Origin of the sequence: Mesorhizobium sp. BR1-1-16, from assembly GCF_020165495.1 — a bacterium.
GTDB lineage: Bacteria > Pseudomonadota > Alphaproteobacteria > Rhizobiales > Kaistiaceae > Kaistia.
Window position 1 is genome coordinate 255,077 of sequence record NZ_JAIUIE010000002.1, and the last position, 24,680, is coordinate 279,756.

The 24,680-nt window shown below is 64.1% G+C and carries 21 protein-coding genes; 11 read left to right on the forward strand and 10 right to left on the reverse strand.

Features of this window, described 5'->3' with window-relative positions; genetic code table 11:
• Nucleotides 1–117 precede the first annotated feature (117 nt).
• From LB518_RS07080 to LB518_RS07090, 3 genes are read right to left on the reverse strand one after another with little or no spacing between them, the layout of a single operon-like run.
• Nucleotides 118–1,203: a UDP-glucuronic acid decarboxylase family protein gene (locus LB518_RS07080; RefSeq protein ID WP_224574895.1), complete on the reverse strand. Its 1,086-nt coding sequence runs from the start codon at nt 1,201–1,203 to the stop codon at nt 118–120.
• A gap of 49 nt (nt 1,204–1,252) precedes the next feature.
• A complete protein-coding gene (locus LB518_RS07085; RefSeq protein ID WP_502845796.1) occupies nt 1,253–2,776 on the reverse strand; it encodes a sugar transferase in 1,524 nt (507 codons plus the stop codon).
• Nucleotides 2,777–2,783: 7 nt separating this feature from the next.
• Nucleotides 2,784–3,716, reverse strand: coding sequence for a WecB/TagA/CpsF family glycosyltransferase (locus tag LB518_RS07090; RefSeq protein WP_224574898.1), 933 nt, complete (start codon nt 3,714–3,716; stop codon nt 2,784–2,786).
• A 305-nt stretch (nt 3,717–4,021) separates the two neighbouring features.
• On the opposite strand from LB518_RS07090, the gene LB518_RS07095 reads away from it, so the two are divergent.
• A complete protein-coding gene (locus LB518_RS07095) occupies nt 4,022–4,840 on the forward strand; it encodes a phytanoyl-CoA dioxygenase family protein (protein ID WP_224574900.1) in 819 nt (272 codons plus the stop codon).
• A 239-nt stretch (nt 4,841–5,079) separates the two neighbouring features.
• Here LB518_RS07095 and LB518_RS07100 read toward each other — a convergent pair whose 3' ends face one another.
• The gene (locus tag LB518_RS07100) at nt 5,080–5,745 is read right to left on the reverse strand and encodes a response regulator transcription factor (RefSeq protein WP_224574902.1); all 666 of its coding nucleotides are present in this window, start codon (nt 5,743–5,745) and stop codon (nt 5,080–5,082) included.
• 709 nt (nt 5,746–6,454) lie between these two features.
• On the opposite strand from LB518_RS07100, the gene LB518_RS07105 reads away from it, so the two are divergent.
• On the forward strand, nt 6,455–6,919 hold the full coding sequence (locus tag LB518_RS07105) for a hypothetical protein (protein ID WP_224574905.1): 465 nt from the start codon (nt 6,455–6,457) through the stop codon (nt 6,917–6,919).
• Between the two features lie 242 nt (nt 6,920–7,161).
• Entirely contained in the window at nt 7,162–7,341 is a 180-nt protein-coding gene (locus LB518_RS24890; protein WP_502845797.1) for a DUF2158 domain-containing protein, read from the forward strand.
• A 75-nt stretch (nt 7,342–7,416) separates the two neighbouring features.
• On the opposite strand, the gene LB518_RS07110 is transcribed toward LB518_RS24890, so the two are convergent.
• On the reverse strand, nt 7,417–8,895 hold the full coding sequence (locus LB518_RS07110; protein ID WP_224574917.1) for a DHA2 family efflux MFS transporter permease subunit: 1,479 nt from the start codon (nt 8,893–8,895) through the stop codon (nt 7,417–7,419).
• 185 nt (nt 8,896–9,080) lie between these two features.
• Here LB518_RS07110 and rhaM point away from each other — a divergent pair, with 185 nt between their 5' ends.
• Both rhaM and LB518_RS07120 read left to right on the forward strand, forming a co-directional pair.
• On the forward strand, nt 9,081–9,398 hold the full coding sequence (rhaM, locus tag LB518_RS07115; protein ID WP_224574926.1) for an L-rhamnose mutarotase: 318 nt from the start codon (nt 9,081–9,083) through the stop codon (nt 9,396–9,398).
• 160 nt (nt 9,399–9,558) lie between these two features.
• Nucleotides 9,559–10,305, forward strand: coding sequence for an SDR family NAD(P)-dependent oxidoreductase (locus tag LB518_RS07120; protein WP_224574928.1), 747 nt, complete (start codon nt 9,559–9,561; stop codon nt 10,303–10,305).
• On the opposite strand, the gene LB518_RS07125 is transcribed toward LB518_RS07120, so the two are convergent.
• A complete protein-coding gene (locus tag LB518_RS07125) occupies nt 10,299–11,471 on the reverse strand; it encodes a dihydrodipicolinate synthase family protein (RefSeq protein ID WP_224574930.1) in 1,173 nt (390 codons plus the stop codon). The genes LB518_RS07120 and LB518_RS07125 overlap by 7 nt on opposite strands.
• A gap of 189 nt (nt 11,472–11,660) precedes the next feature.
• Nucleotides 11,661–13,595 carry a beta-galactosidase gene (locus LB518_RS07130; RefSeq protein WP_224574935.1) on the reverse strand — a complete coding sequence of 645 codons (1,935 nt, stop codon included), beginning with the start codon at nt 13,593–13,595 and terminating at the stop codon, nt 11,661–11,663.
• Nucleotides 13,596–13,856: 261 nt separating this feature from the next.
• Here LB518_RS07130 and LB518_RS07135 point away from each other — a divergent pair, with 261 nt between their 5' ends.
• From LB518_RS07135 to LB518_RS07155, 5 genes are all read left to right on the forward strand, one after another.
• A complete protein-coding gene (locus LB518_RS07135) occupies nt 13,857–14,906 on the forward strand; it encodes a LacI family DNA-binding transcriptional regulator (RefSeq protein ID WP_224574937.1) in 1,050 nt (349 codons plus the stop codon).
• 112 nt (nt 14,907–15,018) lie between these two features.
• Nucleotides 15,019–16,212, forward strand: coding sequence for an ABC transporter substrate-binding protein (locus tag LB518_RS07140; protein ID WP_502845806.1), 1,194 nt, complete (start codon nt 15,019–15,021; stop codon nt 16,210–16,212).
• Nucleotides 16,213–16,302: 90 nt separating this feature from the next.
• On the forward strand, nt 16,303–17,256 hold the full coding sequence (locus LB518_RS07145) for a carbohydrate ABC transporter permease (RefSeq protein ID WP_224574941.1): 954 nt from the start codon (nt 16,303–16,305) through the stop codon (nt 17,254–17,256).
• Entirely contained in the window at nt 17,256–18,119 is an 864-nt protein-coding gene (locus LB518_RS07150; RefSeq protein WP_224574943.1) for a carbohydrate ABC transporter permease, read from the forward strand. Before LB518_RS07145 ends, LB518_RS07150 begins: the two co-directional genes overlap by 1 nt.
• A gap of 34 nt (nt 18,120–18,153) precedes the next feature.
• Entirely contained in the window at nt 18,154–20,106 is a 1,953-nt protein-coding gene (locus LB518_RS07155) for a glycoside hydrolase family 127 protein (RefSeq protein WP_224574945.1), read from the forward strand.
• A gap of 85 nt (nt 20,107–20,191) precedes the next feature.
• Here the strand turns inward: LB518_RS07155 and LB518_RS07160 are convergent, their stop codons facing one another.
• Complete coding sequence (locus LB518_RS07160; protein ID WP_224574946.1) at nt 20,192–21,217, reverse strand: hydroxyacid dehydrogenase; 1,026 nt, start codon at nt 21,215–21,217, stop codon at nt 20,192–20,194.
• A gap of 153 nt (nt 21,218–21,370) precedes the next feature.
• Between LB518_RS07160 and LB518_RS07165 the strand changes: the two genes are divergently transcribed.
• On the forward strand, nt 21,371–21,892 hold the full coding sequence (locus LB518_RS07165) for an MgtC/SapB family protein (protein ID WP_224574947.1): 522 nt from the start codon (nt 21,371–21,373) through the stop codon (nt 21,890–21,892).
• On the opposite strand, the gene LB518_RS07170 is transcribed toward LB518_RS07165, so the two are convergent.
• Together LB518_RS07170 and pbpC are read right to left on the reverse strand one after the other, a co-directional pair.
• On the reverse strand, nt 21,864–22,520 hold the full coding sequence (locus tag LB518_RS07170) for a DUF1345 domain-containing protein (RefSeq protein ID WP_224574950.1): 657 nt from the start codon (nt 22,518–22,520) through the stop codon (nt 21,864–21,866). The two genes, LB518_RS07165 and LB518_RS07170, sit on opposite strands and share 29 nt — an antisense overlap.
• A 15-nt stretch (nt 22,521–22,535) precedes the next feature.
• Nucleotides 22,536–24,677, reverse strand: a complete 2,142-nt coding sequence (pbpC, locus tag LB518_RS07175; protein WP_502845798.1) for a penicillin-binding protein 1C — start codon at nt 24,675–24,677, stop codon at nt 22,536–22,538.
• Nucleotides 24,678–24,680: the final 3 nt, after the last annotated feature.

The following is a 24,680-nucleotide window of genomic DNA, read 5'->3' on the forward strand; positions in this document are numbered from 1 at the left end:
AAAAGAAGTGCTTCGGAGCTGGTGAGCCGCCGAAGCACTTTTGTCAGTTCGATTTGGCCGTGTCTTGATTTCGCCGGCGCGCGCCTGGCCAAAGGCGTGCGCCGGCGCCCCCCGGCTCTAGAGAGAATGCGATCCGACCGAGACGTGGGTGCCGTTGAGGCCCGCCAGCGCCGCGTTCACAGGCACTTTCGGGATGTTCGGGCTGCGCGGGGCCGGGACCGACTCCTCGACCCGCAGGGCCGGTTCGCTGACCCGGCGCTCGGACAGCTTCCAGTCGAAATAGATGATCGTCTTCTCAAGACCATCGCGCAGCGGGATCGTCGGCTCCCAGCCGAGTTCCTCCCGAGCGCGGCTGATATCGGGCTTGCGCCGGGTCGGATCGTCGGTCGGCAGGGGCTTGTAGACGATATGCGACCGCGATCCGGTCAACGCGATGACCATCTCCGCCAACTCGCGTACTTCGAATTCGGCCGGATTGCCGAGATTGATCGGTCCGGTCACGCCGTCCGGAGCGCCCATCAGGCGGATGAAGCCTTCGATGAGATCCTCGACATAGCAGAACGAGCGGGTCTGGGTTCCGTCGCCGAAGATGGTGATCGGCTCGTCCCGCAGCGCCTGGACAATGAAGTTCGAAACCACGCGGCCGTCATTCGGGTGCATCCTCGGACCATAGGTGTTGAAGATGCGGGCGACGCGGATATCGACGCCATACTGGCGGTGATAATCGAAGAACAATGTCTCGGCGCAACGCTTGCCCTCATCGTAGCAGGCACGCGGACCGATCGGATTGACGCTGCCACGGTAGAATTCGGGCTGCGGGTGAATGTCCGGGTCGCCATAGACCTCGCTTGTCGAAGCCTGGAAGATCCTGGCGCCGGTCCGCTTGGCAAGGCCGAGCACATTGATCGCACCGTGGACATTGGTCTTCACGGTCTGGACCGGATCATACTGGTAATGAACCGGCGAGGCGGGGCAGGCGAGGTTGTAGATCTCGTCGACCTCGACATAGAGCGGGAATGTGATGTCGTGGCGGACAAGCTCGAAATGGGGATCGTCGATGAGGTGCTGGACGGTCTCTCGTGAGCCGGTGAAGTAATTGTCGACACAGAGAACGTCATGACCATCCCGGATCAAACGTTCGCACAGGAACGAGCCGAGAAATCCGGCGCCCCCTGTAACCAGAACCCGCTTGCGATCGTGCATCGACATTCTCCTTTTTCGATTGGTCTGCCTGTAATCAAAGCGTCATTGTTCAGTAGGCGCCGCCGCGCTTGAAAACGGCTGGAATGGTGCTGATGATGATGTGCAGGTCGAGCCAGATCGACCTGTTGTCGATATAGAATTCGTCAAGTTGACGCTGCAGATCGATATCGGCATTACTTCGTTCGGAGATCTGCCAGAGCCCTGTTAGACCTGGAACAACTGATCTCCGCTTGTGGCGAAACTCGGCATTCATCGCGAGCAGGTGATATTCAGGAAACGGCCGCGGTCCCACGAGGCTCATATGGCCGGCGATGACATTGAGCAGTTGTGGCAGCTCATCGCAGCTCGTCGAGCGCAGGATATGGCCGATGACCGGCAGGATGCGGGGATCCTGCTTGAGCTTGAAATGTGCCAGCCACTCCTCGCGGAGGCTCGGCTCGGCGTTGAAGAGCGTCTCGAGGCGGGCCTCGGCGTCCCTGTACATCGTACGGAGCTTGAGGACGCGCACTGGTTTGCCGGCCAGTCCCTCGCGCTTCTGCCAGTAGAAGATCGGGCCGGGGTCAAAGGCATAGATGGCCGCGCCCGCGATCGCGATGATCGGCGACGCCAGCAGCGCGGCCGGAACCGCGATGGCGAGATCGAGGCCGCGGCGCGCCAGCCCGATTGTCGGGCGCTTCTCGCCGCTGGCGAGCCGCAGGCCGATCTCACCGCTGAAATCAGCCGGCTGAAGCCCCGAAAGCCGCAGATGAGGCGTATCAGCAAGCAGCACGACCTCGATGAAGTCCCGCCGCATGCTGGCGAGGGCTTCCGCGGTGGGGCTGCCGGCGTCGGCGATCAGCGCAACGCGCCGCTCCCCGATATCGGTTCCGGCTCGTCCGTGAAGTTCGGCCGGCTCCGGCCGAATTCCATACTGCCAGTTGCGGGTAAAATGCGCGGCGACCCGGTCGGCGGTCGCGGGATCGGCGATCACGACGGCACGCTCACCCCAGACGCCGAGCGAACGACATATCTGGCGTGCCAGCCGGTGCGTGACGAGCTGCAGGATCGAGCCCGCTGCGAGGAAGGCCGCGATGACGAGCGCCTGGCGCCAGTCATTGGTCAGAAGAAAGGCCACTGCAGCGGCGAGGAGCGCAGCCTTGAAGAAGGCAGTCGCCCTCCGGCGGATCTGCTCGTAGCCATAAAGCCGATAGCCGGGATAGACCCGCTCGAGCGCACAGAAGACCAGCGCGGCCATGCCGGCGAGCGCAAATGGCAGCGCCGAGCCCCCGGCGATCGCGAGCGAAGCCATAACGGCATAGACGATGACATAGGCCGAAGCGTCGGCCGCGATCATCACCAGAGTGACGATCCTTCGCGATGCCGTCCGCCCGCATGATGCCAGCAGGCCGCGCGCGTCCGCCCTGCTCCCCGCCAGCGTGTTTCGCGCGGCCGACGGCGCAGGTTCGATCCTCGCCGCGGCACTGTCCGCTGTCACGCGCAGACTCTCCTGATGGGCCGGTCGCGAACCGGGAGTGGCGGCGGCTTCGGGCGGAATCTGATCGACATCCGTGGCAGCGGTGGCGGATAGGGACATTGCGGCCTCATTCCTTCGGTGCGTTTGCCTGGCCCGCGCGCCCGAACGCAAAACCGCCATTGGCGGGCGAGGCGGAGCCGCTTGTGGAGGCACTGGCTACTGGCGATGAGCCATCCGGTGTCTCGTCGATCGGAAATTGCCGGAGGCCAAGCCGCTGCAGCGCGCTGAGCGCCAGGAAGTTTGGAACGACCACGGCATAGCGGCGCCATAACCGACGTGGCTCACAGGCAAGGCGGAAAGCCCATTCGAAGCCGCTTCTCTGGATGAAGAGAGGCGCCTGCCGTTTGTTGCCGGCGTGGAAGTCGAATGCTGCGCCGACGCCGATCAACATCGGCGCGTCGAGCCGGTCGCGCATCCGCGCCATCCAGCGCTCCTGCTTCGGCGTGCTGAGGCCCACCCAGACGATGTCGGCCTCCGAGCGGTTGATGGCGTCGGCGATGTCGGCTTCTTCGTGTGGCAGGAGATCGCGGAAGGGCGGGGCGTAGGCGCCGGCGATATGCGCATCGGGAAAGCGCTCGATGAGGCGCGTCTGAAGCGCGCCGAGCGTCTTCGTCTCGGCGCCATAGAGAAAGTGCCTCAGGTTTCGCGACAGGCCGGCCTCGAACAGCGCCAGCATGAGGTCGGGGCCGTAGACGCGATCTGATGACGGATGGCCGTCACGCCTCAGCGCCCAGACCAGCGGCATTCCGTCGGGCGTGACCAGGAAGGCGCGATTGTGGATGGCGCGAAGGTCTCGGTCCTTCTGGCTGCGCACGATCCCATGCGCATCGCGCACGCAGACATAGCCTTTCGTGCGTTCGGCGATCGCGAGCTGGATGCGTGCCGTCGCCGTCTGAAGATTGACGGCAGAAACGCGGACGCCGAGGACGTTGGTCGATGCCGGACGGCCCGGCCCGATCTTGAGCCGCTGCGAGCCGCGGCCTGCCCGTAATTCGTTCATGGCCTGCGCTTCCCTGTCGCCGCGTGGCACGAGGCCCGCGGGGTTTATTGGCGCAAGCATATTTTTGTTCTTGGCTGGTCCCTACTTGACCTTACGGGTACCGGGCATAGGCAAATCGTGCGGAAATTCCGTCCAGACGATCCCGCCAACTAAGCCCCATTCTACTTTCAGTTGAGCGATAAGCCGAAAGTGCGGTTTGACCGAGGGCCGATGCGGGTTGAGTGTCATTTCGAATGCGGCGTCGCATATCGGGGGAAGGAAAAGGCGTCATGAATCAGGCAAGCATACTGGACCGGCGGGTTGAGATGCCCACAAGGCTCCAGCAAGATCTGAAGGAAAACGGCTTCGCGATCGTCAGGAATATCCTGACGCCGGAGCAGGTCCGCAGCCTCCGTGCGATGACGCAAGGCCATCTGAAGTCATCGGGATGGTATAACTATGGTGGCAAACTTCAGGTCCAGGCGATGCATGTCGTCCCTGGCCTTGCCGAAATCCTGACCTCCGAGAGTGTGCTGCGCGTTCTCAAGGAGATCGCGCATCCGCTCGATGTCGAACTGACATTCGAGTGCGATGTGATGATCAACACGACATCGACCTGGCACAAGGACATCGTCCATCATCCAGCGTTCAAAGACAGCGGGATTTTCTCAGACGACGCCTTCCGGGTCTACAAGATGGCGTTCTACCTGCAGGAGCAGGAAAGCACCTCGCGCTCCACTCTCAAGGTCAAGCCGGGATCGCATATGCGAACGGACGGCAGCGGTCTGCCAGTCGAGGGAACCTCCGTCCGGCCGGGCGATGCCATCATATTCGACGTCCGCATCGACCATGTCGGGCAGATGCCGACCGTGACTGACAAGCTGCTGCGAAAGACCCTTGTGGCGCTCGGGCCGCGCCTGGGCTTCGACGTCCAGAAGGCATTCACCAAGTCGCGTTCGATCCTGCGAGCCGCCTCGGGGAAGATGTCCGATCGCATGGCGGTCTTCATGACCTTCGGACCATCCGAGGCCTGGACGCATACCTACGCCGAGGCGGCGCGGTATCGTCACAAGGAACTGGCACGGACGCTCGATGATGCCGTGCTGTCGCGGCTCGCACGCGACCATGTCATCGCGCCAAGCTGACCGCTGGAGGGTGAACACAAGAACGCCGCGACCCGGAGGGCGCGGCGTTTTTTCTTGGCTTCAGTTTCAGTTTCGGCCGGCGGCCTCCTGGCAGGTCTCGCCGGCCGAACGCTTTTGTGCCGCTATCTGCGAGCTCGGTCGCCACTACGCAGCGGGGAATGATCTCACCCAAACCCACGTCGAAGTCGGCAAATGGAATGACGCCGGGCGCGCGGATCCTTCTCTCTGCGGCGCCGGCGCTATTTGCCGTCGTCGTCGGCACTGTCGAGATATTTGGTGCGGACGGCGATCTCCGTGCGGTTCTTGGCGCGCATGATCTTCATGACATTGCGAATGTGAACCTTCACGGTGCTCTCGCGCATGTTCAGTTCGGCAGCGATGGCCTTGTTGCTCTTGCCGAGTCGCAGCAATTGAACGACAGCGTCCTGCCGCGCCGTGAAGGGTGATTTCTGCGGCGTTGGCGGCTTGGCTTCCCTCAGCACCGATTGTCGGTAGGCGAGAAGGCTGTTGGCGGGGACGAAGACGCCGCCCGCCACCACCAGGCGCATCGCTTCGAAGGCCACGTCGAGACCGACGCTGCTCGGAATATAACCGCTGACGCCAAAGTCGAGCGATCGAAGGATGGTGTTGGGATCCTCGTCATCCGAGATGAGGATGATCGGCGCGCCGATATCGGCGCTGCGAATCCGGTCGATATCGCGCTGCAGTTCACTGGCCGTTGGCCGCTCGCCCCGCTGCACGATGACAGCGAGGTTGGATCGGACCGGCGGTGCGTAGAGCCATTCAGCGACGGTTCCGAAGCTGCCGACGAGTTCAAGCCCGCCAAACGAGCTCAGCGCGCGGCCGATGCAATCTCGGCTAAGCACATTGAGGTCGACGAGGACGAGGGTGGGGCGATGTTCCATGAGGTTTATCTTTGAGCCCGAGGGTGCCGACATTGGCCGGTCCAGATCGAGGCTCGCATTCACCGCTGTGGTCCTCGGCGCTCTCGGAAGGGCGAACCCAATACCGGTAGATCAGGAGTTGGTTGTAAATATATATTCATGAGCGGTGAGGCTGTCTCGTTGAACGATAAATATAGATCGCATGTCGCTCTGATTAAACCTATCTTGAATTGACGGTGCGGCAATATCGTCAATCGACTATGTATATTGATTACGATATGATCCGATTGACATGGCCGTTATTCGAAAGATGTACGAAAACTGCCGAACGGCGGATGCGGACCTCGATAATCCAGCTGTGAAGGCCGATGCCGGACGCGTAGCGCCGCGTTGGCTGCCGGGCGCTGGATGATAGGATCGGTTGCCGCGGAGGTCCGCCGGAGCAGCCCGCTGCAGCCCCTGCGACCGGCGCGTTCCAGGCATGAGTGTGGCGTCGTCCGCGTGTTTGGGGGTAGTCGCCGATCGGCGTAGGGCTCATCCGATCGACTGATACGGCTGCGGCTTATTATGGATGCCATCTCGACGGATGGGCTCGTGGCCATCGCGGCTGGCTTCGACGACAGTCAGGAAGCGAGGCGGCTATCTGCCGAGAGCTCTGTCCCTACAACGGACCTCTGCCGGTCACGGCCCTCGCTCCATTCGTCTGAGAGACTGGTCATTCGTTGCCGTCGTGACGCCTTTCCGAAACCTGCTCATCCATGGCCTCAACCGCGCGCTCGCATCAGGACAGCTTTCGCTCGAACCCGGCGATATCGCGCCCGGGCACATGTTCACGTCGATTGGCGATCGCCAGTCGGTGGTTCTGTGGGCGGACGCTGGTGCGGGCGAAGTCCGCCTGTCCGTGTGGTGGGACTATGACGATGCCGTTCACCGCAAGCTCCATTCCAGGGCTGCCGTCGGTGAACCTTTCCTCAAGAGTGAGCCGATCGTCAGCCGGGCGAGCTATCCGCTGTTCGTCGGCGCGACGGCAAGCGGTTGGCTTGAGCGCACCGAAGGCCGTCATCTGCAAGGGCGTAGCAATCGCGGAATCTTCGGCCGCTATCTGCGCCACAGCAACCTCGATGCGCTCGCGACGCTGCCGCTTGCAGTACCGGATGGCTTTGCCGGCGAGGGCGTCCTCTATGTCAAGCGGTAGTGAGGCGAGCGCGGCAATCTTGCTGCGGGGCGGCGCGGCGTCTGCCAGAATGCGCCGATCGGAGGGCCCGAGGCGGTCCGATTCAGCCTGAGCGAGCCTTGGGCGGGGTTGCGCACCTTGTCGAGCGCAATTTGACGGTGAATTCCTCGACTATCAGGCGTTTTGTCGGAAAATGGTTGTCGCCATCTGTTCGAACCTGTCCTATTTCAAGTGAGGGGGCAGGAACCTTCTCGGGGTGGGGAATGGCGGACGAGTTGAAGGTCGGGGACATTGTCAGTCTGAGGACGGGCGGTCCCGAAATGATTGTGACCTCTGTGGTCAGAACGTCGAACGACACCTTGATGATCGGCTGCGCGCCGCTTCGGGCGCCGACCGCGAGGCCCATCGAAGTGCCCAGGGATCGGCTCATCGCCCTCAACTGACGGCGCCGGCCCTCAAGCGGCTCCGTGCAGGATCGCCCGGAGCCGGCGAAACCTCCGTCGTGCTTCCGGCCGGCTTCAATGCGCAGGGCCGTGACTGCTTGGCGCATCCGTTGGCCGACGGACGAAGAACGCGGCCACCACGGCGCCGAGCGAGATAATCGCCCCGCAGAGGAAGGCCGCAGCAATCCCCGACGTCAGCGCCGCCGCCGGATCGGCACCGGCCGCCGCCTGCTTTGCCGTCTGCAGCGTCATCACCGCGACGAACAGCGCCGTGCCGGCGGCGCCCGCGACCTGCTGCGTCGCGCCGATCATCGCGCTGCCATGCGAATAAAGATTGGGGGACAGCGCGCCGAGGCTGACGGTGAAGAGCGGCGTGAACATCAGGGCCAACCCGACACTGAGCACCAGATGGGCGATCAGCAGCAGCCAGAACGGTGTATGCGGCTCGACCAGCGTCAGCCCCCACAGCGATGCGGCAACCAGGAAGGCGCCGGGAATGACCAGCCGCGACGGGCCGTGGCGATCGAAAAGGCTGCCGACGGTCGGCGCACAGAGCCCCATGATCAGCCCGCCTGGCAGCAAGAGAAGGCCAGTCTGCAGCGTCGACAATCCGAGCACGTTCTGCAGGTAGATCGGGAGCAGGATGAAGGCGCCGAACATCGCCATCATCAGGATCGCCATCATCACGGTGGCGATCGTGAAGGTCGGATTGGCCAGCGTGCGCAGATCGAGCAAGGCGCGATTCTGACGCTGCAGAACGAGCTGGCGCCAGACGAACAGGCCGATGACGACGAGCCCGATAACGAGCGGGATCACCGGCGACACCGCGGTCGGGTGCAGCGCGCTTTCGCCGAACTGGCTGAGCCCGTAGACGAGCCCGCCAAAGCCGACCGCGGAGAGGAGCACCGAGAACGCGTCGATGCGCGCCGTCGACGGTGTCGTCACATTGACGATCCGCTTCGCGCCGAGCGCCAGCGCTGCGAGCGCGATCGGCAGGACGAGGATGAACAGCCAGCGCCAGTCGAGCACCGAAAGGATCAAGCCAGAAATCGTGGGCCCGATCGCCGGCGCGACGGAGATGACGATCGAGATATTGCCCATCGTGCGGCCGCGCGTCTCGGGCGGCACGAGGTTCATGACCGTGGTCATCAGGAGCGGCATCATGATCGCCGTGCCGGAGGCCTGCACGATGCGGCCGACGACGAGCACGCCAAAGCCCGGCGCCAGCGCGGAGATCAGCGTTCCGGCCGAGAACAGCGACATGGCCAGGATGAACACCGGCCGCGTGTTGAGCCGCTGCAGCAGGAGCCCCGTGATGGGGATCACCACCGCCATGGTCAGCATGAAGGCTGTCGTCAGCCACTGCGCCGTGCTGGCGGTGATGGAAAGGCTGCTCATCATGCGCGGCAATGCCACGCCCATGATGGTCTCGTTGAGGATCACTACGAAGGCCGAGACGAGAAGCAGCCCGATGACCAGACGGTCGCGGGCGGCCCGTTCATGGGGAAGAAGGGCAGTCGTCTCGGTCGCGACGGCCGGGCTGTCGACGGTCATGATGCATCCGTTGATCGTGGGGCGTTGCCAAAGGACGAATTGGCGTCGCAGATTCCGACACGCTCCGCAACCATCGCCGTCACATTCGAACGAGCGGGTGGATGCGGCGACGATCGGCCGATTTGGGCGGCTTTATGGGCACGCAACGCCAATCACAGTCAAGACGAACGAGGGGAAGAAACAGCATGAGTGAACGCATCGCCTTCCGCATGAAGGTGCATCCCGGCAGGATCGCGGACTACAAGAAGCGCCACGACGAGATCTGGCCCGAACTGGTCGATGCGCTGCGAGCAGCCGGGATCTCCGATTATTCGATCTGGCATGATCCCGAGACCGATTGCCTGTTCGCAACGCTCATTCGCTCCGAAGATCACACCATGGCCGACCTGCCGAAGACGGACGCCAACAAGCGTTGGTGGGCTTTCATGGACGACATCATGGATTACAATCCGGATGGCACGCCGACCGTGGTCGTGCTCGATCAGGTCTTTCATCTGGAGTGATGGGGCCGCAGCTCCGACGCTCCGTGCGACATGCTGTTCAGCGGCGCCGAAACCTCGCTAAGATGGTCCGACATCGGCGGCGTGCCGGGATTCGGCTTCTGTCGTCGCTCCCGTTCGCCGCGCATGGCGTGAATGGATTTCCGGGAGGCAAAACAACAAAATGAATCAGATCGATCTCGTCGGCCAGACGGCCGTCGTCACAGGCGGCGCGCAGGGCATCGGCTATGCGATAGCCGAGCGCCTCGTCGCATCCGGCGCCAAGGTGGCCCTTTGGGACATGAATGCGGATTTGCTCGCCGCAGCCGTCGGCCGCCTTGGCCAGCCCGCACAGGCCTTCACCGTCAATATCGCCGATTATGACGCGGTCGCCGCGGCGGTCGTCGACACCGAGGCGAAAGTCGGCCCCATCGACATCCTCGTCCATTCGGCTGGCATTGCCGGCAAGAACGCCCCGCTGGAGGAGTATGACCTCGACGAGTGGCGCCGCGTCATCGATATCGACCTGAATGGCGCCTTCTACGTCAATCGTGCTGTTATCCCCGGCATGAAGGCGCGCAATTACGGCCGCATCGTCAACATCGCCTCGATCGCCGGCAAGGAAGGCAATCCCAACGCCTCGGCCTATGCAGCCGCGAAGGCGGGTGTCATCGGCATGACCAAGGCGCTCGGCAAGGAGGTCGCGAAATACGATATCGCCGTCAACGCCATCACACCGGCAACGGCGAAGACGCGCATTCTCGACGAATTGAAGCCGGAATTCATCGACTACATGCTCTCGCGCATTCCGCGTGGTCGCTTCCTCGAGGTCAATGAAGCCGCCAACATGGTCGCCTGGCTGGTCAGCCGGGAGAACAGCTTCACCACCGCTTCGGTGTTCGACCTCTCGGGTGGCCGCGCGACCTACTGATCGAGCCCGCCGACTTTGAGGAGGCTGGCCATGCGGCCGGCCGCCTGATCCGGGTCGGCGAGGCAGCGAGCGGCGTCCGCGAGGCGGAAGAGCTCGGCGAAGTGGACCAGAGAGCGGGCGCTCTGCTGCCCGCCGGCCATCAGGAAATGCTCCTGGTGGCCATTCAGCCAGGCGAGGAAGACGACGCCGGTCTTGTAGAAGCGCGTCGGCGCCTTGAAGATGTGCCGCGACAGCGGCACGGTCGGCGCGAGGATGTCGTGGAAGCCGGCCGTGTCATTGGCCGCGAGTTTTTCAAGCGCCAGCGAGGCGGCCGGCGCAATCGCATCGAAAATGCCCAGCAGCGCGTGCGAATAGCCCTCGCTGTCACCGGCGATAAGTTCGGCATAGTTGAAATCGTCGCCCGTATACATCTTGACGCCGGGGGCCAGCCGCCGCCGCATGGCGATTTCCTTGTCCGCCGAGAGCAGCGAGATCTTCACGCCGTCGACCTTGTCGGCATGGCTGTTGATGATGGACAGCGCCGTTTCCATCGCCGTCATATGGTCGGCGCTGCCCCAATAGCCGGCAAGCGCCGGATCGAACATCTCGCCGAGCCAGTGGATGACGACCGGTTCCTTCACCGCCGAGAGGATCCGGTCATAGACGCGGATATAGTCGTCGGGGCCCTCGGCCGCCCGGGCGAGCGCCCGGCTCGCCATCAGGATGATCCGCCCACCGGCGGACTGGATCGCCTCGACTTGCATCTCATAGGCGGCGATGACCTGGTCGATCGTGACATCGGGGCCGGGTTCGAGATGATCGGTGCCGGCGCCGCAGGCGATGACGGCGCCCGGGCGGCTCTTCGCCTCGGCAATCGCGCGCTGCGAGAGCTCCAGAGCCTGCGCCCATGAAAGGCCCATGCCGCGCTGCGCCGTGTCCATCGCTTCGGCGACGCCGAAGCCGAGATCCCAGAGATGATGCCGGAATGCGAGCGTCCGTTCCCAATCGAAGGCGACGTCGAGGGTCGGATTGTTGTCGGCGAAGGGATCGACCACGACATGTGCGGCGGCATAAGCGACCCGCGAAAATGCAGGTGCCGCGCCCTTTCTGGGCGGTGGCAGGGGCGCATTCCGGATCATGTAGCGCTCGGTGGTGCCGGCGCTGGTCGGAAGCTGGATGCTGGTCATGAGAACCCCCGTCTGACGGCCCCTTCTCCTCCCGGGGCCACTTGTAACCAATCAGTTACTAGTGGGTTATCCGGCTGTCAAGATTCGGTCCGGGACGGACATGACAGGTCGAGCATCCGCCTGCTGACGCCGCGCGTGGCGGCCGTCCGAACGGCCGCCAGTAGTCCCGCTACGGGCCGAAACAGGCGTTCAATCCTCCCAGCAGGCAAGATCCTGCGGAGCGATGCTGGCGCCGCCGAGCTTGAAGCGCTTCGTGGCAGCATCCGGAACCGTCCAGGGCTCGCTGCCATAGTTGAAGGCGAAGGTGAGGTCGCCGCGACGGCGGATGCGGATCGTGTCCGGAATGTCGAGTGACGCAAGGCCGGCCTTCGGCAGCGCGAACTTGGTCAGGATCTCGCCGAGAAGGTCTGCTTCCGGCCAGGTGGTGCAGTAGATCGCGCGGTCATTGGCGACGACGGCGGCGCCGCCGTCCTCGAAGCTGGCAAGCGCCGGCAGGTCTGTCTGCAGCCATTCGCGCCAGCGCGAAGCATGACCGCCGACCTCGCCGGAGACGGCATGGAGCGCTGGCCGCATCGAGGCGACTTCGACCACTTTGGCCGGAACCAGAGAAGCGAGCGGTCCCGGCGCGAGATTGTCGGGGAAGGTGAAGTTGCGGGTCTTGGAGCCGGCACGCGGGCCGATGAGGATCACCGCGTGGGTCGTCGTCAGCGTTTCCAGCATCGCTTCGCCGACATGCGGCAGGCTCGGCAGCAGCACGAGTTTGTAGCCTTTGAGATCGGCGCCCGGCCTGACGATGTCGACATCGAGGCCAAGCCGCCGCACAGCCTCGTACCAGCGGAAGCAGATTTCCTCATGGAGATAATCACGGCCCTGCGGCTGAATGCGCGTGATCCACGACGCCTCATAGTCGAAGATCAGTGCGACGGGCGAGGTCCGGTTCTCCGGCATCGGACCGAAGGTCTTCAATTCAGCGCCGACCTTTGCCGCTTCTTCGCCGCCGGGCGAGCGGACGCGATCCGGGCGGTTGAGCCCGGCATGCATCTGTTCCTGCCCGAACGGGGCCTGGCGCCAGCGGAAATAGCTCACAACCTCGGCGCCATGCGCAAACGCCTCCCAGGCCCAGAGCCGGACCATGCCCGGCGCCGGTACGGCGTTCCACGGCGCCCAGTTCACCGGACCCGGCTGCTGCTCCATGACCCAGAAGCGGTTGCCCGCCATGCCGCGATAGAGATCGTGATGGAATGTCGGCACGTCGGGATGCGAGGTCCGCGTGAAGCGCGTGCGCTCCGCCTCCGAGAAGGGGAATTTCTCGAGGAAGCCGAGGGGATAGGAGTCCCACGCCGCGAAGTCGAGCGATTCGCTGACCGCGTGATGATCGAAATCATGGAAGAAACCCATATAGTTATGGGTGACGAAGCGGCCGGGCGATAATCGCCGCAGGATGCCGACCTGCATCTCGTTGTAGCGGACCACCTGCTCGGAGGCGAAGCGCCAATAGTCGAGGCGTGCCGCCGGCGCCGGTTCCGTGACAGTGCGCACCGGCAGTGTGACCTCGTCGAAGCTCGCGAGTTCCATCGACCAGAAGACGTTGCCCCAGGCTTCGTTCAGCGCTTCAGGCGTCTGATAGCGGCGGCGCAGCCATCCCTTGAACGCCGTCAGGTCCTCCGGTCCCCACGAAAGAACGGTGTCGTGGCAGCCATATTCATTGTCGGTTTGCCAGCCGGCGACATGCGGGTTCTCGCCATAACGCTCGGCCATCGCAGTGACGATGCGCGCGCTCTCGCGGTACCAGACGGCGCTGGAAAACGTGTAGTGGCGGCGCGATCCGAAGCCGCGCACGGCGCCGTCCTCGGCATGGGGCAAAATCTCGGGATAGAGATCGATCAGCCATTTCGGCGGCGTGGCCGTCGGCGTGCCGAGCACCACGTTGAGCCCGGCGGCGCCGAGCGTCGCGATCGCACGATCGAGCCACGCCCATTCGAAGCGGTCCGACTCCGGCTCGATCCGGCTCCACGCGAACTCGCCGATCCGCACATAGCGGATGCCGAGCGCAGCCATTTCGGCCGCGTCGCGCGCCCACCAGCTTTCGGGCCAATGTTCCGGGTAGTAACAGACGCCGAGCATGGCTGGATTCCGTGATTGAAAGATTCTGGGCCGGGTTTCCTGCATATAGCACCGCTTCGGTTCCGCCTGGAACGGTCCCGGCAGCGAATTCCGTGCACCGTGTGATTCAGCCGCTGCTGCCCCTTGATTCATCCTCAAACTGCTAATAGCGTGCGCTGAGAAAAGGGTTTCTCAGGCCCTTCGGGCGGTGGCCAATTGGCGACTGCCCTTTTTAAGGGCGTCAAGAGAAAAGGTTTTCTCAACGCCTCTAGGGAGCGCCGCATGTCGGATGGGATGGAACGCGATGTCGTCGCGCCGCGCAGGCGGCCGGTGACCTTGCGCGACGTCGCGGAGGATGCGGGCGTCAGTGTCGCGACCGCCTCGAAGGCGCTGAACGATCAGGGCCGCATGACGGCCGAAACGCGTACTCGAATCCAGGAGGCGGCCCGCAGGCTGGGCTTTCGCCCCAATGGTCTCGCGCAGAGCCTGCTGCGCCGCCGCAGCTTCACGGTCGGCATGCTGACTAACGACACCTATGGTCGCTTCTCGCTGCCGGTGATGGCCGGCATCTCGGAAGCGCTGGTCGACAATGGTGTCTCCGTCTTCCTGTGCAATGTCGAGGACGATCCGCGGCTCGGCCAGTTGCATGTCGACGCCATGCTCGAGAAGCGGGTGGACGGCATCATCGCGACGGGGAAACGTCTCGACCGACGGCTGCCGATCGACCTCTCGAAACTCGGCGTCCCCGTCATCTACGCCTTCACCGAACCCGATGCGGATGCCATCGCTTTCGTATCCGATGACGAGGGCGGCGCGCGGCTCGCTGTCGAGCATCTCGTGCGGCTCGGCCGGCGCCGCATCGTGCATGTGACCGGCCCGGCGCGCTTCGCCGTCGTTCACCAGCGCGCCGCCGCCTATCGCGCCGTGCTGGCCGAGGCAGGTCTCGCGGCGCCAGCCGTGATGATGGGAAGCTGGACCGAGAGCTGGGGCCGGGAGGCGGCCGATATCCTGTTCGCCCCCCAGGGCGAGAAGCCCGATGCCATCTTCTGCGGCAATGACCAGATCGCGCGCGGCGTGATCGACGGCCTGCGCGAGCGCGGCATCGACGTGCCGGGCGCAGTCGGGGTGGTCGGTTTCGACAATTGGGAGATCGTCGCCACGCAATCGCGGCCGCCGCTCACCACGGTCGACATGAACCTCGTCTCTCTCGGCCGCGAGGCCGGGATGACGCTGCTTTCGCTGGTCGACGGCAAGCCCGTCGAGCCGGGCATACGAAAACTGCCGTGCCGTCTCGTGGTGCGGCAGTCATGCGGCCGTCCACCAGACGGCTAATTCAAGATTCTGCGCCAGCCCGCCGGAGGAGCCGCGGGCGGCTATCCTAGAGGGAGGAACGGGAATGAGACGCTTTACCAGCCTGGTGGCCGCGACCGCGGCACTTCTGTCCATGACGGCGCTCGCTGGCGCCGCCGAGACGGCCAATATCTGGGTCCGCTCTGACGGCTCGAATTTCATGCCGCAGATCGTCGAGGCCTTCAACAAGAGCCACGAAAACCAGATCAAGCTCGACATCATCCCGACCGGCGAACTGGTGCAGAAATACGCGACCTCGGTCGCGGGTGGCACGGCGCCTGACGGCCTCGCGCTCGACCTGATCTACACGCCAGCCTTCGCTGCGGCCGGACAGCTCGAGGACATGACCGACTGGGCGAAGTCGCTGCCCTATTTCAAGGAACTTTCGCCGGCCCATGTGAAGACGGGTACCTATAAGGACCACATTTACGGTCTGCCGTTCTCGGCCGACAGTTCGGTGCTGATCTGGAACAAGAAGCTGTTCAAGCAGGCCGGGCTCGATCCCGAGAAGGGACCGACCAACTGGGCCGAAATCGAGGCTGACGCCGAGAAGGTCAACGCGCTCGGCGGCGACATCCGCGGCTTCTATTTCTCCGGCGCCTGCGGCGGCTGCAATATCTTCACCTTCACCCCGCTCGTCTGGGCGTCGGGCGGCGGGATCCTGTCGGAAGACGGCTCAAAGGCGACGCTCAACGATCCGAAGCTGCGCGAGGCAATCGACTTCTATCGCTCGATGGTCAAGAAGGGTCTCGTGCCGGATGGCGCGCAGACCGATACGGGTGCGAACTTCTTCGCAGCCTTTGCTGGCGGCAATATCGGCATCGCCCCGTCGGGCGCCTTCGCCATCGGCGCGCTTAACACGCAGTACAAGGACATCGACTACGGCGTGACCTTCCTGCCGGGCAAGGATGGCGGCTGGTCATCCTTCGCCGGCGGCGACAACTTCGTGTTCACCAAGGGCACGAGCAAGACCAAGGTGCTGCAGGAATTCCTCGACTATGCCTATTCGCTCGAGGGCCAGACCCTGCTGGCGAGCCGTGGCAGCCTGCCGGTGCGCGGTGACATCGCCGCTGAGGCGCTGAAGGGCCTCGACCCGCGCTACACGATCGCCTCCGAAGCGATGGCAAAGGGCCAGACGCCTTATTCCGTGGTGTTCAACGACATCATCAATTCGGCAAACGGCCCCTGGGCTCAGATGATCAGCGAAGTGTTCTTCGGTGACGACGTTGATGGCGCGATCACCAATGCGCAGGACACCATGCAGGGCATCATCGACGCCGCCAAGTAAACGCTGTCGCCGGCTTCGGCCTCAAGGAGAAGAGGAACGGGCGCTTCGTGCCCGTTCCCATCTCGTCGCCAACGCTCCACGGAGACCGACATGTCCTCGATCTCGGCCAAATCCGACAAGGATGCCGGCGCGCAGGCTGGCGCTGCCGCCCTTGGCCGTCATGCGCGGCCCCGCATCGACCGCAGCCAGTGGATCGGCCTGCTCTATATTGCGCCTGCGATCGCGCTCGTCTTCGTTTTTTTCGTCGTACCGCTGGTGATGACGGCGTGGATGTCGCTGCACAACTGGCCGCTGATGGGTGGCCACACCTTCATCGGGCTCGATAACTACGTCGCGATCACCAAGGACACGCGCTTCTGGAACGCGCTTAAGTTCACGCTCTACTATACGGTGATCGTCACCATCGCGATCTTTGCCGTCGCCTTTCCGCTGGCCCTCTTCGTCGAGAAGCCGCGGCCGCTGAACGGGCTCTATCGCACCGCCTTCTTCATGCCGGTCGTCGTCGGCTTCGCTTCGGCAAGCCTTCTCTGGGCCTGGCTGCTCAATGTCGATGCCGGTCTCTTCAGCCCTGCCGCCTTCCGCCTCGGCCTGACCGAGAAGAAGTTCAACCTGCTCGCGACCTTCGATCCGGCCTTCTGGTCGATCATCGTCATGGTCGTCTGGAAGGCTTCCGGTTTCACCATGATCATCCTGATGACCGGCTTGCAGTCGATTCCAGGCGACCTCATGGAGGCGGCCAAGATCGACGGCGCGAGCGGCTGGCAGCGCTTCACCAGCATCACGCTGCCCTTGATGCGCCGCACGCTCGCACTGGCACTGATCCTCTCGGTTTCCGGCTCGATCCTCGCCTTCGACCAGTTCTACATCATGCTGCGCGGCGGCCCCCGCAACTCGACGATCACGGCGGTCTACTGGATTTTCACGCAGTCCTTCGTCTCCTTCAAGCTCGGCTACGGCGCCGCGCTCTCCATCGTTCTGCTGGTGATCCTGGTGGTGATCAGCCTCGTCCAGCTGCGGCTGCTGCGTAATCCGGAGGGCACCTGATGGCCGCCACGACCACCACCGCGCCCGACCGTTCGCTTGGCCGCTTCATCGGCGAACACTCGGTTGGGCTGTTCCTCTCCGCGATCTTCATCGCCCCGATCTTCTGGACGGTGCTGTCCTCGCTGAAATTGCCTTCGGAAGCCCGTCAGCCGCCGCTGCCGCCATGGCCGACCACCGGGGTGTCGGTCGACAACTATGTCTCTCTCGACAGCTATGGCGGCGGTCTCTGGCATTCGGCGCAGAACAGCATCTTCGTCTCCGTCTCGAGCGTCGTGCTCACCGCGGTGATCAGCCTGCTCGCCGGCTATGGCTTCTCGCGCTTCCGCTTTCCGCTGAAGAACCTGTTCTTCGTCATGATCCTCTCGACGATCATGATTCCGTTCCAGTCGATCCTGACGCCGATCTTCCTGCTTCTGGCGACGTTCAAGCTGCAGAACACGCTGTCGGGGCTGGTCCTCGTCTATGTCACGCTGCAACTGCCGTTCTCGATCTTCATGATGCGGAACGCCTTCGATGCGGTGCCGAAGGAGATCGAGGAAGCGGCCCGTATCGACGGCGCACGCAGCATGGCGCTGCTGACCAGGATCATGCTGCCGCTCGTCTGGCCGGGCATTGTGACGGTCGCGCTCTTTGCCTTCCTGAATACCTGGAACGAGTTCATTGCCGCGCTGGTGCTGATGACCGACCAGGAGAAATTCACCCTGCCGATCATGATGACCGCCGTGCAATCCGGCCGTTTCGGCGCCGTCAACTGGGGAGCCGTGCAGGCCGGTGTCACCGTGATGATGATCCCATGCCTGATCCTCTTCCTGTTGTTGCAGCGCTTCTACATCCGCGGCCTGACGGCCGGCGCCGTGAAATAGCGGCGCATCCATTTTGATATCCAAGGAGAACCTCATGAGTGCCCAGCCCGCCCCTGATCGTGAAGTGCCGCGCGCGCGCTTCCGTCCCCCGTCCGTGCCGCAGGTCGACGTGCACGGCTTTTGGGGCAGCCGCGTCGATGCGGTTGCCGACAAGACGGCCGATATCCTCTATAAGCGCTGCGTCGAAGCCGGCATGCTCGACCAGATCGATCCGGACCGGCCGGTCCCGGCGCTGCGCATTCCCTTCCATGTCAGCGACGGCTTCACCGCATCGACGGTGACGACGCAGATGTTCTGGGATTCCGATCTCGGCAAGACGATCGAGACGGCGGCCTATTCGCTCTATCGCAAGAAGAATCCGGCGCTTGAGGCCAAGATCGACGCCGTGATCGACATGTATGAGAAGCTGCAGCAGCCGGACGGCTATCTGTCGAGCTGGTACCAGCGCATGCAGCCCGGCCTCCGCTGGACAAACCTCCGCGATTGCCACGAGCTTTATTGCGCCGGCCATCTCATCGAGGGCGCGGTTGCCTATTACCAGGCGACCGGCAAGCGCAAGCTGCTTGACGTCATGTGTCGCTATGCCGATCACATCGACACGATGTTCGGTCCGGAGCCCGACAAGAAGAAGGGCTATTGCGGCCATGAGGAGATCGAGCTGGCGCTGGTCAAGCTCGCTCGCGTCACCGGCAACGACCGCTACATGAAGCTGGCCAAGTATTTCATCGACCAGCGCGGCCAGCAGCCTCACTATTTCGACGAGGAAGCGCGCGCCCGTGGCGCCGATCCCAAGGCCTTCCACTTCAAGACCTATGACTACAACCAGTCGCACAAGCCGGTGCGCGAGCAGGACAAGGTCGTCGGCCACGCGGTCCGCGCGATGTACCTCTATTCCGGCATGGCGGATGTCGCGACTGAGTTCGGCGATGACACGCTGCGCGTCGCGCTCGACCGGCTCTGGGATGATCTCAACTCCAAGAGCCTCTACGTCACTGGCGGCCTCGGGCCGTCGGCCGACAATGAGGGCTTCACCAGCGATTACGACCTGCCGAACGAGAGCGCCTATGCCGAGACCTGCGCGGCCGTGGCGCTCGCCTTCTGGGCCAATCGCATGCTCGGCATGGGGCCGAACATCCGCTATGCCGACGTGATGGAACTGGCGCTCTATAACGGATCGATCTCCGGCCTCTCGCTCGACGGCTCGCTGTTCTTCTACGAGAACCCGCTCGAAAGCCGCGGCCATCACAATCGCTGGAAATGGCATCGCTGCCCGTGCTGCCCGCCGAATGTCGGCCGCATGGTCGCTTCGATCGGCACCTATATGTATGGCGTCGCCGATGGCGAGATCGCCGTCCATCTTTATGGCGATGCCGATGCACGCCTCGATATCGGCGGCACCGAGGTGCGGCTGAAGCAGCAGTCGCGCTATCCGTGGGATGGCGCCGTCGGCATCACGGTTGATGTCGATAAGCCGACCCGCTTCGCCCTTTCCTTGCGCATCCCCGGCTGGTGCCGCAAGGCGAGCCTTTCCGTCAACGGCGAGGCGATCGATCTGTCGGCCGCGACCGTCGATGGCTATGCGCGCATCGACCGCGAATGGAAGGCCGGCGACACCGTTTCGCTTAATCTCGAGCTGGCGGTCGAGCGGCTCTATGCCCATCCGGAAGTTCGCCAGGATGTCGGCCGCATCACGCTGAAGCGCGGCCCGCTCGTCTATTGCCTCGAAGGCATCGACAACAGCGTGGCGCTGAACCGGATCAAGGTGCCAGGCGATGCGTCGTTCAATGCCAACTTCGAGCCGGACCTGCTCGGCGGCGTCGTGACGCTGACGGCCGAGGCCGCGGATGACAGCCCCGAGGGATGGAACGGCACGCTCTATCGCACGGCCCCGCCGAAGAGCGAGCCTGTTCCGATCAAGGCTGTGCCCTACTACGCTTGGGACAACCGCGATCCGGGCGAAATGCTCGTCTGGCTGCGTGGCGGCTAGCGATTGTTGAACAGACCGTCCGGTCCTCCTCCCCCGGACGGAACCTGTGCCGCACCGGATCCTCGCGGGTCCGGTGCGGCATCTTTCAAGTGACGCTCACCGGCTTCGAGCGGAGCCGGCTGGCGATGGCCGGATCGGCGCGTCGGCAAAGCTGGGGCGGCAGTCCTCTCAGGATCAGCTCGGCATCGGCAACCGCCATGCGGCCGATCGCAAAGAGGGCATCGACAGTGCCGCCGGTGCGATGCGCCGAGAGGATCATGCCCTCGATCTGCCGCACCGGGTCGTCGGCTGCGACCGGTTCTTCCGGGAATACATCGACGGCGGCGGTTATATGGCCGCTCCTGACCGCCTCCAGCATGGCCGGGAAATCGACGACCGCCGCGCGGCTCATCAGCAGAAAGGCCGTGCCCTTCTGCATGCGCGCGAATTCCGCAGCGCCGATGAAATGCTGATTCTCGCTGGTGACGCTGGCGAAGACGAAGATCACCTTCGACGTCGAGAGCACCTCGTCGAGGCTCGCCGCGATGCAATCGCTGCGCTCGATGATCTCGGCCGGCAGCCAGGGGTCATAGACCTTGACCGGATTTCGGAACGGCCGGATCAGGTCGCGCAGCGTGCGTCCAAGATCGCCGAAGCCGATCAGGCCGACCGGCGCCCCAGCAAAGCGGAAGGTGTCGCGATTGGCCGCGAGACCATATTCCTCGGTGCCGGCGCGGAAGGCGCGATCCGCCGCAGTGATGCCCCGCGCAAGATCGAGCGCGAGGCCAAGCGCCGCCTCGGCCACTGGCGAGGCGAAGGCCGATCCCGGCGTGATGACGGCGATGCCGCGCTGCTGGCAGGCCGCGTAGTCGACATTCGGCAGGAAGTTGCTCTCGACATTGATGATGGCCTTGAGCTTGGGTGCGCGATCAATCCGCTCGCGCGGCATGTCGGTCTGCCCGAAGATCAGCACCGTTTCAGGCAGCAATGCCTCGATCGTTGCGTCATCCATCGGCTTGTCTTCCGAGATGACGAGGCGCCCGAGCCGCTCCAGCCGCGCCCTGACATCCGGCTCCATGATGAGATCGAGCGTCCGCGGCAACGGATCGACCAGGATCACCGGTTCACTCATGTCGTCTTCCTCCCGTGGCTTCTTGTTGGCGGTGAAAGCTAGACTGGATCAGGCGCGAGTGAAATCGCCGTTCGCGCTGGCTGGCGGGCTTGCCATGGCCTTGCGATCGCTTTGGCGGCACAATCGTGCGCGCAACAGGGAAACAACGATCTCTTGACCTCGACCGACCTCATCGACGCCATCATCCGGCTTGGCCTCGCCAGCCTTTGCGGCCTGTTGATCGGCATCAACCGCGACACCAAGGCCAAGACGGCCGGCATGCGAACGCTGGCGCTGGTCGCGCTCGGCGCCGCCCTGGTGACCATGGCGGCCGCCACTCATCCCGATTTCGGCGGCCACGCCGATGCCGAGAGCCGCGTGCTTCAAGGCGCCATTCAGGGTGTGCTGGCCGGCATCGGCTTCATCGGTGCCGGCGCGATCCTGCGCCATGGCCGCCATGAGGAGATCGTGCATGGCGTTACGACAGCGGCGACGGTCTGGATGGCTGCAGCGCTGGGCATTTCCTGCGGTCTCGCGCGCTGGCCGCTGGTGCTGGTCGCGCTCGGCTTCGTCTTCATCATTCTCATCGTCGCGAAGCCGATCGAGCGCTGGATCCTCAGCCGGTTTGGTCTCGAGGAAAAGCAGAAGGCGCCCGACTCCGGCACAGCTACTGGATCAGGCTTGCCCCCACATTGACGGCAAGCGCCAGGAGCACGGTGTTGAAGACGAATGACGCTATGGCATGGAAGAGCACCACGCGCCTGAAATCGGTCGATTTGAGATCGACGTCGGCCGTCTGCGCCGTCGCGCCGATGGTGAACGAGAAATAGATGAACTCGATGATGCCGGGTTCCTCGGTATCGAGGAAGTTCAGCCCGCCGGCATCGGCATTGTCGCCATCCGAGGTCGTCGTCGGCGCATAGTAGAGCCGGGCGTAATGATACGCGAACAGCATGTGCAGCACCGCCCAGCCGAGCGGAATGCTGGCGATCGCGACGAGGAGATGAATCGTCGTCGGGTTGGCATCCTTGCCGAGCAGCGAAAACATCGAAGTGAATGAAAAGCCGATGGCGAGCGCCGTCAGGCCGACGATCAGGGCGACGCCTTCGTCCTCGTTGCGGGCGCGGTCGCGCAGCTTGGCGATGGTCGAATGCGAGGCCATCCACAGCATCGCGCCGAGATAGACGATGAAGAAGACATCGCCGGCGCCGATCAGCGCCAGACGCTGCATGAACTGGCTCAGCACGGCATAGGCGATGAGCCCTGCACCGACAGCCCAGTAGAAGCGGACATGTTGCCGCCAGTGTCGCTTGAGGATCGTCACGATTTTTGAATACGCCTATTCGACGAAGACCGTCACCCGATCGGACCGGCCGGCCGAATCGACGACCGACAAGGTAACGAATCCGGGGCCGTCCGGCTCCCAGCTTTCGGAGCGGGCAAATGGCGTTTGCGCAATCGGGTTGCCGTTCGCGAACCAGGTGAAGGGCGGCTTGCCGTTGCGGATCTTGATGACGAGCGGGCCGGGGTCGCCGGCGCGGATGCCGAGATCGACCTGGACGCCATCAGGCGGGAAAGCGATCTCCGGCCGGTCAGGCGCCTTGCCGGCCACCATGTCGGGCGTCCGGAAATGCCGGAGCGGGGCGGGGAGGTCGCCATTCGACGCGATCAGAGCGCCGGCCGGGGCAGGGCGGAGCGGAGCACGGTCGCCACCAACACGGTCGAAACTCTCGAAGAGGATCGGCGCCGCCGTGCCGATGCCGGACAGGCCTGGCACCGGCGCGCCGTCCGCACGGCCGACCCAGACGCCGATGACGGTGCGGCCGTCGAAGCCGATCGACCAGGCGTCGCGATAGCCATAGGAGGTGCCGGTCTTGTAGGCGATGCGCCCGCGCGCGCCGATCGTCGGCGGCGGAACGTCGGCGAGGATGTCAGAGACGTACCAGGCGGCGAGCGGCTCCAGGACTGGCGCGCCCTCCTCGATCTTCTCGGGCGGTCCGGAACCATCATGCAGCGCGACCGGCCGGCCGCCACGAGCCAGCGCCGCATAGACGCTGACGAGGTCTTCAAGCGAAATGCCGACGCCGCCAAGCCCTATGGCAAGGCCCGGCGCCGAGAGATCCGGCAGCTTCGGGTTCGCCGCTGCCCGCTTCAGTCGCGCCACGAGCCGCGCCGGCCCGACAGCATCGAGCACCGTGACGGCGGGGATGTTGAGTGACTGCGTCAGGGCGTCATGGACTGTGACGGTACCGCGATAGAAGCCATCGAAATTGACGGGGGCATAACCGCCAAAAGCGCTTGGTCGGTCCTCGATCAGGCTTTGCGGATGCGCAAGGCCCTGCTCGAAGGCCAGGCCATAGATCAGCGGTTTCAGGGTCGAGCCGGGCGAGCGGATCGCACGCGTCATGTCGACGAAGCCGTTGCGGTCACCATCCATGAAGCCGGCGGAACCAACCGAGGCGAGGATGTCGCCTGTCACATGATCGGCGACCAGGATGGCAACCGACGCCTTGGTTCCGGCCTTCGCCGCGCGATCGGCGGCGAGTTGTTCGAGCTTTGCCTGCAGTCGTGCGTCCAGCGTCAGCCGGATCACCGGCTGGTTGGGATTGCTCCTGCGAGCCGCATCGCCGAGATGGGCGGCGAGCATCGGGAAGGTCTTGCGCGCGGTCGCGATGCGCTCCGTCTTGGCCGAGGCCGCCGTCTCCGCGTCGATGATACCGGCGCTGACGAGCCTGTCGAGAACCCGGTCGCGCGCTGCCTTGGCCGCCTTCGGGTCGCGATCCGGTCGCCGGGCCTCGGGCGCTTGCGGCAGTGCCACGAGCAGCGCTGCCTCGGCGATCGTCAGCCGCTTCGGCTCCTTGCCGAAATAGGCGAGCGAGGCCGCCCGGATGCCTTCGAGATTGCCGCCATAGGGAGCAAGCTCGAGATAGAGCGAGAGGATCGCGCTCTTGTCGAGCCGGTTCTCGATCGTGCGCGCAAACACCATCTGGCGCAGCTTGCCTGCGGCGCCGCGCGTCGACATGCCGTCGATTAGGCGCGCCACCTGCATGGTCAATGTCGAGCCGCCCGAGACGATGTGGCCGTGACGCACGAGTTGCAGCCCGGCACGCCCGATCGCCGGCCAATCGATGCCGTGATGCTCAGCGAAACGCCGATCCTCATAGCCCTCCAGCATGGTGACAAACATCGGGTCGACATCACCAAGTGTCACCGGAAGCCGCCAGCGCCCGTCAGCGATCGTATAGGGCCGCAGCAACTGGCCTGCGCGATCGACTACGATGGCCGATGTCGGCACTGCGGTCGGCTCCGGGACGGCGGGAAGGCTGGTGCGGATATCATGCAGCGCGCCGCCCAAGCCAGCCGCCGCGAAATAGCAGACAGTCGCGACGGCGAGCCCCGCAATCGTGAGCCGCCGTCGCCGAATCCTCGGCTGTCCGTCCCGTGTCGGGGCGGATGAGGCGACAGAATCGCCCGTGCCCATGTT